General features: G+C 57.9%; 17 protein-coding genes. 1 reads left to right on the top strand and 16 read right to left on the bottom strand.

Annotated elements, in window-relative coordinates:
* Positions 1-60: 60 nt before the first annotated feature.
* The 16 genes from IEV53_RS10105 to IEV53_RS10030 form a co-directional block, all read right to left on the bottom strand.
* Positions 61-930, bottom strand: coding sequence for a hypothetical protein (locus IEV53_RS10105; RefSeq protein ID WP_188426668.1), 870 nt, complete (start codon positions 928-930; stop codon positions 61-63).
* An 11-nt stretch (positions 931-941) separates the two neighbouring features.
* A complete protein-coding gene (locus IEV53_RS14915; protein WP_264784189.1) occupies positions 942-1,076 on the bottom strand; it encodes a hypothetical protein in 135 nt (44 codons plus the stop codon).
* Between the two features lie 1,079 nt (positions 1,077-2,155).
* On the bottom strand, positions 2,156-2,479 hold the full coding sequence (locus tag IEV53_RS10095) for a hypothetical protein (protein WP_188426666.1): 324 nt from the start codon (positions 2,477-2,479) through the stop codon (positions 2,156-2,158).
* Positions 2,476-2,901, bottom strand: a complete 426-nt coding sequence (locus IEV53_RS10090) for a hypothetical protein (RefSeq protein ID WP_025841572.1) — start codon at positions 2,899-2,901, stop codon at positions 2,476-2,478. Before IEV53_RS10090 ends, IEV53_RS10095 begins: the two co-directional genes overlap by 4 nt.
* 3 nt (positions 2,902-2,904) lie before the next feature.
* Positions 2,905-4,395 carry a phage tail sheath protein gene (locus tag IEV53_RS10085; protein WP_188426665.1) on the bottom strand — a complete coding sequence of 497 codons (1,491 nt, stop codon included), beginning with the start codon at positions 4,393-4,395 and terminating at the stop codon, positions 2,905-2,907.
* Positions 4,396-4,431: 36 nt separating this feature from the next.
* The gene (locus IEV53_RS10080) at positions 4,432-5,400 is read right to left on the bottom strand and encodes a hypothetical protein (RefSeq protein ID WP_188426664.1); all 969 of its coding nucleotides are present in this window, start codon (positions 5,398-5,400) and stop codon (positions 4,432-4,434) included.
* A gap of 2 nt (positions 5,401-5,402) precedes the next feature.
* Complete coding sequence (locus tag IEV53_RS10075; RefSeq protein ID WP_188426663.1) at positions 5,403-5,993, bottom strand: hypothetical protein; 591 nt, start codon at positions 5,991-5,993, stop codon at positions 5,403-5,405.
* Positions 5,994-6,015: 22 nt separating this feature from the next.
* Positions 6,016-6,399: a hypothetical protein gene (locus IEV53_RS10070; RefSeq protein WP_188426662.1), complete on the bottom strand. Its 384-nt coding sequence runs from the start codon at positions 6,397-6,399 to the stop codon at positions 6,016-6,018.
* A gap of 44 nt (positions 6,400-6,443) precedes the next feature.
* A complete protein-coding gene (locus IEV53_RS10065; RefSeq protein WP_188426661.1) occupies positions 6,444-7,811 on the bottom strand; it encodes a DUF4043 domain-containing protein in 1,368 nt (455 codons plus the stop codon).
* Positions 7,812-7,835: 24 nt separating this feature from the next.
* Complete coding sequence (locus IEV53_RS10060; protein ID WP_188426660.1) at positions 7,836-8,267, bottom strand: phage scaffolding protein; 432 nt, start codon at positions 8,265-8,267, stop codon at positions 7,836-7,838.
* A 26-nt stretch (positions 8,268-8,293) separates the two neighbouring features.
* Entirely contained in the window at positions 8,294-9,703 is a 1,410-nt protein-coding gene (locus tag IEV53_RS10055; RefSeq protein ID WP_188426659.1) for a portal protein, read from the bottom strand.
* Positions 9,704-9,713: 10 nt separating this feature from the next.
* On the bottom strand, positions 9,714-11,039 hold the full coding sequence (locus tag IEV53_RS10050; RefSeq protein ID WP_188426658.1) for a phage terminase large subunit: 1,326 nt from the start codon (positions 11,037-11,039) through the stop codon (positions 9,714-9,716).
* Positions 11,026-11,463: a hypothetical protein gene (locus IEV53_RS10045; RefSeq protein ID WP_188426657.1), complete on the bottom strand. Its 438-nt coding sequence runs from the start codon at positions 11,461-11,463 to the stop codon at positions 11,026-11,028. Before IEV53_RS10045 ends, IEV53_RS10050 begins: the two co-directional genes overlap by 14 nt.
* A 29-nt stretch (positions 11,464-11,492) precedes the next feature.
* Complete coding sequence (locus IEV53_RS10040; protein WP_188426656.1) at positions 11,493-11,864, bottom strand: hypothetical protein; 372 nt, start codon at positions 11,862-11,864, stop codon at positions 11,493-11,495.
* A gap of 50 nt (positions 11,865-11,914) precedes the next feature.
* Positions 11,915-12,427 carry a hypothetical protein gene (locus IEV53_RS10035; RefSeq protein ID WP_229719817.1) on the bottom strand — a complete coding sequence of 171 codons (513 nt, stop codon included), beginning with the start codon at positions 12,425-12,427 and terminating at the stop codon, positions 11,915-11,917.
* 87 nt (positions 12,428-12,514) lie between these two features.
* Positions 12,515-12,754: a hypothetical protein gene (locus IEV53_RS10030; protein WP_188426655.1), complete on the bottom strand. Its 240-nt coding sequence runs from the start codon at positions 12,752-12,754 to the stop codon at positions 12,515-12,517.
* Positions 12,755-12,838: 84 nt separating this feature from the next.
* Here IEV53_RS10030 and IEV53_RS10025 point away from each other — a divergent pair, with 84 nt between their 5' ends.
* Positions 12,839-13,255, top strand: a complete 417-nt coding sequence (locus IEV53_RS10025; RefSeq protein WP_229719816.1) for a helix-turn-helix domain-containing protein — start codon at positions 12,839-12,841, stop codon at positions 13,253-13,255.
* The last annotated feature ends 141 nt before the right edge of the window (positions 13,256-13,396 follow it).

The following is a 13,396-nucleotide window of genomic DNA, read 5'->3' as shown; positions in this document are numbered from 1 at the left end:
TCGGAATACTTCAGTGCGGCACCGTCTTCTCCCGAAAAGGATATTCTCCGGTAGTGGCCGTCACGAACCAATAAGGGTCTGCGCGCGGCTGACATAACTTCCGGCATCGACACTCAAAGTCGCGGCACCGGCATTTTGCGAAATTGTCACCAGATCGGCCGCATTCGAGACCTGTGCAGTGTCCAGAGCCAGGCCAGATTCATTTCTAACCTTCAACAGGCTATTTCCTGCCACAGAAAGATCCGATTCGACTGCGGCGACGGCCGTGGGTATCCGGCTGACACTGGTAGCGCTTTGCCAGAGCGAACTGGCCTTTCCCAGCGCATCCTGCGCATGCGCCACTGCGCCCCCGACACCCAGAATCTGGGCTATCGGCATGATCTGCCCCACAACAGATGAAATCATGGTCGTGCCAATCCATCCTGAATCGGTCATCTGACCGAGCATTGTCGAAAAAACACCCAAACCCGAGACCATATCCATACTGGCGGTCTCCGATGAAATGGGCACCAACACAGGCGGGCTGACTTCCCGCTCCAGCACCAGACGATAGGGGCAGATTGTCCCTCGCGCCCGATACGACCAGGAAAATTCGGCAATCCAGACGCGGGCAGACAGATCAGCAACCGAAAATGCCAGAACCTGTGCTGCCTCGCGCATCGTTTCCAAACGGCGCGCCCTGCTCGTGGCCATCGGGCCTATAAAACGCCCCGTCAAAACCAACCGCGCCGGATCGTTTCCGACTGAATCGATCACACGCCCGCCCCCGAGAAGGCGATGGATAATCAGGACCTGACGACCGCCAATAACCAGTTCATCGGGCACTTCAGGGCCACTCAGAACCAGATTTCCCAGGGTCACAGGGGCCGCCCGGTCGAGCTGGCCTATAGCACCCAGCGCATTCTCGACCTGAAGAAGCGATATGCCCATTTTTTCTTCTCTTACATGAAGCCGAAACTCATATTCGGGTATTGTGGCATGGCGATCTCATCGACCACAGCGCTGCGCGTACGAAGCATATTCATATGAAACCCTTCGTCACCCAGAGCAGACACCCGCTCTTGCCCGCGAGGCATTTCCATGACGCCATCAGGATGCCTGTTCCGATCAAGCAAGTCGCTTTCGCTCTGCTCTGCTTCAGGCTGCTTAATGAGCACATTGTTTCGCCGTAAAGCTCCGGCAAAATCAGGAACGACCGAAACTTCGATATGCCGTCCCGCCTGATTCCAGAGCCCATGAGTGCGCTGAAAACGCCCTATAATCCCGGGCGTACCAGCTGCCTCACCATCAACCGGAGGCTGATTGTCTTTCCGCTTTTGCGACGCGATCGACACCGATCCTACGGAAAAGAGCCGACGGTCTGCTATTGGCGATAGCGGGACCGGCCTCCCCCGACTGGGAAAAACAGCCCCACCTGAAATCGGCTGATGAGACCGAAGAGGTAGCGCCGACGCTTTACTCAAAGAGACCAACGGAAGCGCTTTCAACGATAACAAGCCCTGCCGCCCACTCATAGCGGTCTGCAAAACCTGCCATGTTAAACCGGAAGCAGAACGCCGCGTCCCCTCCGATCCCGAAGCCGCCCCGCGCAGCCTCTCATCACGTGAAATCGGTCCCACCGGAACTGGTGACTGGAGCCTACTGCTTCCAACACCTGCTCCCCCCGCAAAAAAAATCGATGCCCGAAGCGACGCTTTGCCTGGCTGCTGCATCGCAGCAGGGATAATCCGCTGGCTGGAAAGGAACTTCAGAGGACGACGGGCAGACAAGACAACAGACCCGGCGCGATAAAGAACAGATCTCGCTAAAGTCTCGCTTCGCACGAGCGAGGCCACCGCCCGAGCGCCAGAAATTTTCCTGACACGTGCAGGAGGCACGAAAGATCCCAAAGGCAAACGCAAGGGCCCTGAGCGCAAAAGACGCGGCCAGAGCAGGCGCGTTGGCGAAAAGGGTATCGGTTTTTCAGCCATTATTATTCTCATCCGAGCCTATTCCTGCCGATAGCGACATTGCTGCCAGTCGAATGAAAAACCGTCCTGCTCGGCCAGAACAACGCAAGCTGCCATACGTCGCGCACGCGACCATGCGGTAACGACAGACCAGGGCACCCCACTTCTCAGGAGATAAAGAATCTCCCTGAAAACAGGGTGCCCGCTCAGTTTTTTGCCGTGTCCAGAACGGCATCCTGCGGAGAGTCGGCATCGAAGAAAAAGGTCTGAAGCAGCATGATACCGTCATTGCCGATACGACGGGCCAGATCACGAATCTCGTCTTTCGTGACAGGCATCTGCACCGGCACGCCATTCACGGCCCTGACCGAACAGACCATCTGCGCGTAGGAAAGCCAGGTCGATGCGGCAGCGCCTGCGGTTGCCGTTCCCCCAGCCTCTATGAGATCAAGCATATCCCCGGGGTCGAGCTCCCGCAGCGCAAGCGTGCGCCCGGGAGCAATCTCGAGTTCTTCCGGCAATTTCATCATGAAATCTTGCTCCGCAACGACGCATAAAACTGGACATGCTGGTGAATCATGCCTTCTGCCTGCCATCGATCGGTCTTCAGCGAGAGAGACACCCCGCTATACTCCCAGGTCGTTGTCGTCCCATCGGGCTCACGGATATACTGATACAGCGTGCCGCTCCCGATACTACCGGCATTCCAGAATGCCGCTTCGATTGCGGCGACCAGACTGTCGAGATTGGCATTGGCACGTGCGATGGTAAAAACGCCGCGCCACCCGCTGGGCGTGTTGAACTCGACCGGTAATCCATTGAGTGGTGTGGCACGCTGGATAATCGTGTGCTGCTCGGACTGAAATCCGGTCACGTCGCGCAGATCGATCCGCGATCCGTTCCAGAGCAGCGTTATCCGGCAGTCCCGACCGATACTGTAAGGATTCACCATGAATCAGACACTCCCGCTGGCAGTGCTGACGCTCACAGAGGCGCCCCCCTGCAGATTGATGATAAATTTCTCGTTAATCCCCTGGTACTGCACCTGCACATCGGCCTGCACATACCCCGTTGCAACACGGTCGCCGGGATTATTGCTGCTGTCACACAGCACGGCATAAGGCAGGCGACCACCAGTCACACCGAGAATACCCTGCGACAACAGGCTGGAGAGAAAGCCCAGTATCGATGCACGGATATTGCCAAACAGACTGTCATTGATCACGCTGCCGACATATTGACCCATCGTGCCTTCGAGCGACCGCGCAAGGTAATTGGTCAGACGGGTATACGCGTCGCTCTGCACCGCCGCGCTTTGCGAGGTATTATGCCCGGCACGGATCGCCCAGTACTGCCCCCCCGGCGAAGGATTGCAGATCACATCGATGCCATTCTCGATCAAGGCGCCAAGCTCGGCCAGCGAATAGCCGAAACGCGTCGCTTCGAGGCCGTTCTTCTGACTCCCGACAATACCCGCCAGAGGCTTGTTCAGCCCTGACTGTTCGGGTGAAAGCGCAGCCAGTTTTCCGGCAGCAAAAACCGCAGGACTGACCAGCTGCAAACCGAGCGTATCGTCATTCCACCACAGCCAGTCGCCATGCATGTATTTCAATGCATGCGACCACAGACCATAAGCTGTCTTGCTTTGTATGGCCTGAGCCAGTGTTTCGCCTTTCGGCCCGGCTGCGATCATGTAGATGCCCTCGTCACGCCCGAAAGCGAGCATCGGCACCATCGTCGCTGTATCCCCCACACCTGCGAGGGTTGCCACACTGCATCCCTGGTTGGTCAGGGCATAAAGCCCGGTTCTCGCCTCCGCGACACCGACAAAACGCCCCGGCGCAGGCTCTCCTCCATCGGCGCCCCCGGCGAGCTGCACGGATCCGGTTTCCGTAATCGCGGCGTCGCCGGCAACTTCGACCAGCACAAGCGCCTGGGTATCTGCAGCGAGAGCCTGCGCAAGCGCCGTCCAGTCCGCTCCGGTATAGGCCGTCGCTCCCAGTTCTTCATGAGAGACACTCAGAACGAACTGCCCGTCACGGTAACTCTGGCGCGTCACATTCACGACGACTGCATTGCCCGCGCTACCGGTATAACGTGCCCTGATCTGGGCCGCCCCCAGACTGGCCTGCGCTGCCTTGTCAGCCCCGTCGGTTACCCGCACAAGGCAGAACTGGCTCGCCCCCTGATGCACGGCCACGTCGACAGCGACATTGAGATTGGACGCCCAGCCGCGTTTTCCGGCAAAAAACTCCCGGCACTGACCGACACTGCCAACAAGCGTTGATACATCAACCGGGCCCCATGAGGCCGTACCGACAATTCCAAGCAACCCGGAAGAAACTCCGGATATCAACAGGGTTTCAGGCTGGGCGATCTGGATATACAGATCAGGCACAGGCAGGGCCGCTGTATTCAGGGCGCCGCTCTGTATGAGTTGTGGCATGAATGATCCTTCTTTTCTGGAAGTGACCTAAACTGATCAGGGCATTGGCCGGACGGTCCCATCGCAATCCGTGTCCCAGTTCCGATAAGCGGCTGGCATTTCCTGCGCCGCAGCCAAGGCATCGAGCGCCTCTTCTGGTATCTCGGCGCGCAGTTGGTCGGGGGCGGTATCAAAAGAAAAAGGGAGACCATTCGCATGAAACCAGCCTCCACCAGCCACCATCTGTGGCGACCAGACAGAGTCATATCTGTCAAAAATAACGCGCACCCGAACATCCCGACGAAACAAAGACTGGGTCTGCATCGCGTCCTGATCGTCTTCACCCTCGAAGAAAATCTGCGCCTGCCGTCCATCGGTCAGCGCAAGCCAGTCCTGCGGCAAAAGGCGCGAAACCAGCAGATCGCCCAGCGCCGGTCGCATCTCGCAGGCGCTGGTCCACAGAGAAAGTCTGAAAATCTGGCTCTGACGCCTGATGAGACAGCTCGACCGACCATAGCCGCCAGTAACAGCTTTCAGACTCCCTGCGGAGACGCTCAGCCTGTCCTCATCAGCCACAGCCCCTTCGAACTGCGACGCCAGGTTCTGCGCCATCTGCGCCTCTGTCTCCTGCGCATCTGCGACATGACGCGCCACACGCGGCTCACCACCCGGCGGCGTCCATATCAAGGCGATAATGCCGGGCGCCGCCCTGCGAGAGGTCAGCCGGAACTGCGCTGTCCCGCCCCTGGTCTCGACTGAAAGGACAGGAGGAATACGCAATGTCTCCACCCATTCCTGCCCCAGTGGAGTAGACAGGCCTTCATACCCGCCGGACAGGGGCGCGATGGTCACATAGCTCACCGCTTCACGCAGCGAGGGAGAGGTGAACAGATCAGAAGGCATCAGAGGCCCGACCCGAAAAAAGACTTTCTGCGCGCTCCAGAATGACGAAGCCGCCGCGATATCGGCAAAACGGCTGGCACAGCAAAGGGCCAACCCACGCGTGACGGAGGAAAGATCTGTCATGATCAGATCTGCTGCAACGACACAATGGCGCGCGTTCCGTTCCGCGACAATTCCACCGAATCAACTGTATAACGCAGCCCCAGTTCGTCGATGATCTGCATATACGGCACTAGATAAAAACCAGGCAGAACCGGCAGAGACAGCATGTAACTTCCCGAGCGCAGCGCGCCCGGCATGCCACTGTGGCTATCCTCCCCTTTTCCGGTCAGCACGATGCTCGCAGGACATTGCCCGACATGAAGCTGCGTAACGCCGCGCATCCCGAAAATCGAGATACACTTGTTGCAGGCGACACAGAGCGGCGGACGAAATGCTTCAATTTCGGCAACGAAATAGAAACGCTCTTCCTGCTGCAGAATATCGCCGATGCACAACGACGGGGCATCGCTCAACGCATAGACCATCGGTCGCGCCCACATGCGAGGTTTGCGCATCTGAAAACCAGCATCGGCATCAAAGCACAGAAAAGGCGTGCCCATGAGTGTTGATAGTGGCTTCAACGGATCGACCACGCGATAATGTCGTCCTATCGTCCCAAGGCGACGCGCCGCTCTGGCAAAGCCTGCATCCACACGCTGCTGCATGGCTCGCATCGGCTTCCCTCCCGCTCTTTATTTACACGACGACAGAAGCGTAATCCCGCAAGTCCGGCCCGGGCATGATCCCGAGAAATCCGCACACACGACGGCGCCACCAATCGAAAAGACGCACGCGCTCGGACAGCTCGCGCGTATTACGCGTCCAGGCGGAAACAGCCTGAGTATCCAGATTTTCCGAGACAGACTGCACGGCACGCTCCATCTGGATCAGGGTCGCGAGAAAATACCGCAGCCTTTTTCTCTCAGACCCGGCAAGCGTGTTCAGACGCCACTCGAGTGTTCCCGCGTTCTGAAAAAACCGCCACGAACTTTCGCCGCTTGCCACGTCACCAAGCGCCGCATAACCGCAGAACCGTCTGATTTCGGTCTTTTCGTCCTCGGTCAGCGCCCCGCCTGTCATCTCCACCCCAGGAACGGCGCCACAAGAAACTGAATCGGCCTCGTTCACAGACCGAAACCGGCTGCATCCGTCCCAAGACTCTCGATCACAACGCCACGCTTGAGATAGGCATTGGTCGCTGTCGGAATGATCGACACATCGGCGGTCACATCAGTCGGTAGGGCAAACCCGCCGATCCAGTACCATGACTGCGCAATGATCTGCTTCAGCCGGTCGAGCGGCTCGCGCGTGACCATGGCCACACGGTCCACCATCTCGATCAGGGCCCGTTCGGCATCAGGAATGTCGGTATGTCCAATGCAGGCACAGTCTCCCTCCACCAGCGCCCCCTGCCCCAAAAGCAACGCACGATGGATCGGCCCACCTCCAAGAGAAGCCTGTTGGGGCGCCTCCGTCGTCGGCACGAACCGGACACCGAGCAACTCGATGATCTGGCCCGAGCGATACTCTTCCGAGCCATAGGCACCGCGATAAAGATATTTGAAATCTGCATCGCGAAACAGCGAAAGAAGCTGGAGATCATCAAGATAGCAGTTATACGCCCCATTGATCATCGGCACGTTATTGCGGCGCAATGACGCCACACCCGCCAGAACATGCTGAATACCAAGCGTATCGCCATCCGCATGGCGCAGATCGGCTGTGCTTCGTTTACCGTTAGGTCGCAAGACGAGAGGCGCGGTCGCGGCCACAACGGCATTACCCGTCGTCGCATCTGCAACAGAAACACCTGTCGAGAACTGCAATTGCCCCGAAATGCCACCCGGCGCCGTCGAGACATTGCTCTGATCAGCCGTCGCGGCAATAAGCGTATAGACACCACTGCCAACCGTCACCGTCATACCGGGACTGGCATTGACTGGCCTCACCAGCCCGGAGACGATCACGAACTGGAAACCGCGAATATCATCGACTGCAATCGTCGTTGTCTTCGCAGTAGCCGTCGCTGTCACACGGGTATTACCGCCCAGATACCCCCCAACACCGCCTGGCACACCGGCAAACAAGGCATTGCGCGCCAGGCGATCCAGAGACTGCATGGCCTGAAAGCCATTGGTTTGCGCATTCGCCAGAAATTGCGAAGCAATGCCCACTCCGGTCGTCACCATATTGAGGTCGATGGTATCGCCATACTGGTTGATACTGAGCGTATATTGCTCGACGGACCATCCGCTGGGCGACAGGCCATTATCGAAATTCGTATTCCCTGAAGGCAGAAGCGGCTCGACAACCGGCGCCTTGAGGCTCTTGCGCGTCTTTGTCAGCGTTTCACCGATCGCATTGGGAAAAATCTCGCGATCGGCAACGGCACGAAACCCGAGCCGCGCATTCAGCCCCGTTTCAAATTCGCGCGCCAGAAAGCCCTGCTGAATGGCTGCACGCAACTGTTCAGGAAAATTCTCAATACCCATTTTTTCATCCCTGACCCGTAATTTTCAGATAATGCCTGCGAGAAACTGACGTTTGCGTGCGGCATATTCCGCAGCAGCCAGACCACGCGCATCCTGCACCTGCACAGAAGCCGGTTTCGGCACGGCGCCTTCCCAGCCTTGAGCAGCGGCCGTCCCATGCGGATCCCGAAACAGAAAGCCGCGCGCCTGACGCGCCTGCGCCATGGCGTCTTCCACGCCCGTTATTTCACCCTGTTCCGACCATCCAACCCCGGAACGATCCATCAGCAGCATCACAGCATCGGGGTCATGGGCTCCAAGGCGCATCGCCTCAGCGCGCAGGGCATTGGCAAGCACGGTTTCGCGTGCAGCTTGTGTCACCCGAGCCATCTCTTCCTGGTGCGCCCGAACGAGGCCTTCCCGCTCTGCAGCAAGTTCAGCAAGAGAACGACGAAGCGCATCAATGTCATCTGGCATTTCCATTTCCCCTAAAAGGGTTCTCTTCAGGCTGCACGCGCAGCCATGATTTTGGTCCATTCCGCAGCGGGGTCCGCAACGCCGGCAGCGCAGGCATAAAGCCGGGCTGCGGTTTCCTGGCTCAGCAGGCCAGCATTCACAGCCTCTCCCAGTCCCTTTGCCATAGGCAGAAGCTCGGCTTCATCAGCAGCAAACCAGGCAGGCCAGTGCAGAGAGAGACCTGCAGGATCCAGATCCCTGAGAACCTGCCCCCCGATTATCAATCCGTCAGACAGCACTGCTGAAAAGCGACACAGCATCCGGTAAAGCGGCAGAATACCGCCATCGCCGTAAGTCCCGCGCAGGCGGTCTGCCATCCAGATCAAAGGCTGACACATAAGCTCCATCGCGCGTCCCGATTGAGGCGCGCCCAGGCGATCACCATGGGTTCTGTTTCCATGAAGCTGCTCCAGCACGAGCTGACGCAATTCCCGATAATGGGCCAGGACAGCTCCCGCAGCCGCACCATTGATTTCGAGAAGCTTCGCATCACCTTCGGGCGGCAAGGTCAAAGCCGAGGCAGCGCCGCCTTGACGTGCCACGCCCTCCAGAATCTCAGGTGTCTTCAGCACAAGCGTCGGATCGGAACCGTATTTCAGCCCCCGTCCCGCCTGCGAAAGTAGATAATCCGCCTCGATCACCGTATCGATGGCCTTTTCGAAACTGCACTCTCCATCCGGCTCCGTCGCTGACACAGCGCCCGGATTGCGGATCCAGACCACAGGGACGAAACCAAGATCATGAATGCTGGATCGTTTCTCATCAAGAACGTCACCACCTTCCTCTCCTGCAGGAACCGGCACGAAAACGTCCATTCCGGTACGGGTCCAGCGACGCTGCCACCAGAAACGGGACGACAAGGCGTCAGACGACACGGCGTATCCGCTTGCCTTCAGATCAGCCCCTGAAACCATATAGCGCTCGGTCACAGTCAAAAGCGCGCCATACTGGTCCCAGTCAGGTGTCAGATAGGCGGTTTCCAGAAGCGAAAAACGCGGACTGCTCCCCATAACTTCAACCCATATTGCGACCGATCCGACAGACCCGCATGTCGCTACCTGCATCATGAAAGCAGGCAGACCAGTCTCGAAAGCAAAAGCGTTCATCGCTTTTGATGTCGACTCATGCGACGCAACGGCCATCGGCCAATGAGTATTGCCGAATAAAAGCGAGACTGCCTCATCAACAACGGTACGGCACAGATTGGTCCGCACGGAAGGCCGTCTCTGCGAAAGCGGAATATACTCTCCCGAAACGCTACGCTCGCTCGCAAAAGGATAGGGCAGCGAATCATACTGCGTCCCTGCGAGCACTTTCTGCAGGGCCAGCAACCGCCTCGTGCGCGCAGACGCGCCGGGCGGCATGGCATAACGCCCCTGCAACGCCATCCAATCCATGAAAATTCCTTCACCGTGAAAGGCTGAACCATCCCTGGTCCTGCCAGCGGCCTCGCGCTGGCTGCGGCTCAATCATCAATTCGCTCAGCGCCCAGATCAGCGCATCAGCCCTGTCGGGTGACGACGCACCGCCAAACCCCCGAATGGAAAACAGACAAAGCTGGGATTCAAGCTCCGGAAACCGCCCGTGATGCACCACCCGCCCCTGCTCGTAGAGCGCAGCAATCGGCTCGGCGCGCGCTGCTTTCCCGCGCGAGGCCACAACCATTTTCAATGACGCCGCCGGATCGATACTGCGCAGGGTTGCTTCCACCAGCGCCCCCCCAAAATTACGTTCGGCAATGACCCTGTCGGCCCGCCAGAGCGCCACGCTCTGCATGACACGACGGGCCCAGGCCATCGGCGTATCGCGCAGGGAACAGTCTTCGAGAACATGCCCGACCCCGTCATGATCAACGCCCGCCACGACAATGCCGATTTCGTCGGCCTTCAGATCAGAAGGGCCAGAAGCCCCGGACGGATCGACTGCCACCACGATACGCCGCAACTGCCCGATCAGTACTTCACGGTCCTGTTCCTCACACGCCTGACATCTCCTGAACATATCCACGCGCCAGAGCGCGTCCTCGATCACCGTCTGATACTCACCAAGCAGAAAACGCCTGCGCTCACGCTCCGGCAGAGCTTCCAGCTGCTGTAGATAGGCGTCACTCAGATTGGCGCGGTTCTGATCCGGATTCATCACCATCGACGCATAAAGCTTCGGTGTTCCATGGCGCAGACCCGATCGCGGTTCGATACCGCTCTCAAAAAGCGCATAGAGCCAGTGATCGGTCGTCGGCGGGTTTGCGTCGATATATTCGCGAACCGTCAAGGCGCAACGCTGCGCAAGCCGCGTCAGCAGCATGTTACGCGCACCATAGCTGATCTGACTCGCCTCATTCAGATAGATGGTTGCAAATTCAAGTCCGAGAATTTTCTCGGTACGTGTGGAGTCATCCAGCCCGCCAAAAAAAATCGACGATCCGTTCGGAAAAATTACACGATTACTCTGGCCGTCCCATTTATAGCGTATATGCGCAAAGCAGCAGCGCATGACCTTCGGAAACGTGTCCTGAATGATGCTCGCCCGCAGAGCGACCTGACGATACCGAAACACACCATGACGCGACTGCGGCACGCGCAACGCCCTGACCACAAGCGCCCTGATCAGAATGAATGTTTTACCTGATCGCGAACCACCCCGCAGAAAAATGTGACGTGCCTCGCCACCGAGCAAACGATTAGCCTGCTCCTGCACAGGCGTCAGGGCAAACGCCGACCTAGAGCGCTTCATCGCCCTCGGTCAGAGATAATTCCACTTCGCATTCATCGACATTCACACGCACGTCGCGAAAGCTGGCCGGACGATGAGCCCGCAGCAACATGCGCAAGAGCCCGTCGCTATATCGCTTTCGCGTTACCGGTTTGCCATCGGAGTCGCAAATCAGACGCCCACCATAAAGCAGCGGCTCCTCATAGCCCTCGAGCGCCCGACGACGGGCCTCGGCTTCGAGCAGATCGGTCGCTTCCTCAAGGGCCTGCTTCCAGTGGTCGCTGAATATCTCATCGCCGCGCCGCCAGTTATAAGCCGTCTTGCGATCAATCCCGGCGGCACGCGCAGCCTCAGACACATTTCCCGTCTTCTTCAGATGATCAAGGAAGAGGATTTTGAGGGCGTCGCCCTGAAGGCGGTCTCGTTTTCCGAGCCTCTGTTCCATCTTGGCTCCAATTTGTTTTTGTGGAGACGTCAGCAGTCCCTGAGAATTCTTCTTCTTGCACCGATCGTTTCACATCCGGTTCCTTTGAAGCACATCCTGTCGATCTGACGCATTTCCTCAGTAATCTTCCGCATGATCAGCGAATGCACATCAGCTTGCATACGTCCGATCCGGGTAAGACTCTCCAGTTGCTTTCGACAGGGCACCCCGCGCAGACGCATATCGGGTATCGGCAAATTCGCGTCAGCCAGATCGACCCAGCACAGATCGAGATCAGCCCGGTGCCGCAACTCTGACATGCTTATGAACGGACATAGAACGGCTTCGCCTGGCATTATCTTCACGACGAGAAGAAAACTTCTTCGGCACGAAACCACGTCTCCGACCAGAATGTCGGCCACGGCGGCAATCCGCATCTATTTCATTATGATTTATATATACTATAATATTATTATTTTTTCAAGTTATTATTACTATAATACTCACTCAATCTCTCAAGCGCCAATGCACATTGTGCCGCGGTCTTGGTACGCGCCGAAGCACGAGGCCCCTCGGGGAAAATCATCGCCGCCATGTCGGGAAAGCTCATCTCCCGCACAAGCATCATCTCTATACGCGTATGAAGGCTCTGCCCCAGAAGCTGGGCGAGCTTTCGCAATCTCTCGGAACATTTCCCACGTCCGAGCATCCAGGTATGGATATCTCCCGCTTCACCGCTCCGTTTCGGCCCTTCGGCGTCAACGACACCCAGCGTCGCGTAGTCATATTCCATTCGCCAGCGCTCGCTGGCCGCCACTTCATCATCACCGATATCGCCAGCTCGATACAGCCAGGCTACGGTCGACAGAACCCTGACTGCATCGCCGTCCTTGCGGAAACGACTGCGTTTCATACGCTCTGGCGTCGGCAAACAGGATTGTGCGTCCGACAGGGTCAACCTGTCTTCGTTGGCGCCTTCTCTCATACGGGAAATCTCCGGATAATCAGGCGCCAGAACGCCTTTCCACACACAAATGCCCTGCCCACAAACCACGCCGTTCGCGCTGGCACACTAAAGGCGCGACGTCGCGCGCATGGCGTCAAAATAAGAGGGCGGCTCCCTCTCTTCCCAAAGTGCCAGCCATGTGACCGGATGCCCTGCAGGCAAGGCCCCAGACTCATCACGCTCATCAGTGCCCGGCATTGCTTTGGGCGGCTGACGCAGCGGTGCTGCGCCATTCAGTGCCGCCAGTGCTCTGGCAAGCGCCTCCCCTGTCGCAGCACGCCTGCCACGTTCTTTTGCGATCCTCATCCAACCCGACCTTTGCAACAAGAGTGGCTAAATGCCATTGCAGGGCACATAGACCATTCCGGAAATTACCTACTGGATTTGGCAATGAGCCATTGCTATGAATGCCCCATGGCCAAACACAAACGCCCCGATTCACTCGCAATCGTTCAGCGCGCCATCGGGAGACGCATCACCTGGGCAAGAGAGCTGGTCTTCCCCAATCAGAGCGAATGCGCACGCCTGCTAGGCGTCGACGCCTCGACCCTCAACAAGATTGAGAAAGGCGATCGCGCGCCAAGTGTTTTCCTCATCTTGTCTCTTTCCAATCGTCTGCGCGTCTCGACCGACTTTCTCCTGAAAGGGGTTCTGAATGGCCGCACCGACGGCGAGATGGCGCTTCGTCTTGCAGCTCTGCACCCAGAGTTGGTGCTCCAGCAGCAGGACACGGCGTTTCACATGGGCAAAAACACGCCTTGCGACATGCCAGAGCCGCCCAGGAGACCAGAGGGGGACCATTCTTGACGTCCTTGTTTTCATCGCACATCCAGAAAACAGCCTTCTTCATTCGCAGACAGAGCGCTTGAAGCTGGGCACAGCAAGAACAAGACGTGAACAAGCACGTCTTCACCCGTTCCCTGCGCCTCACGCCGTCGCGTTATGATC

Origin of the sequence: Asaia siamensis, from assembly GCF_014635085.1 — a bacterium.
Classification (GTDB): Bacteria; Pseudomonadota; Alphaproteobacteria; order Acetobacterales; family Acetobacteraceae; genus Asaia; species Asaia siamensis.
Note: the sequence above shows the minus strand (reverse complement) of the source record. Positions and strands in the feature narration are given on the sequence as shown.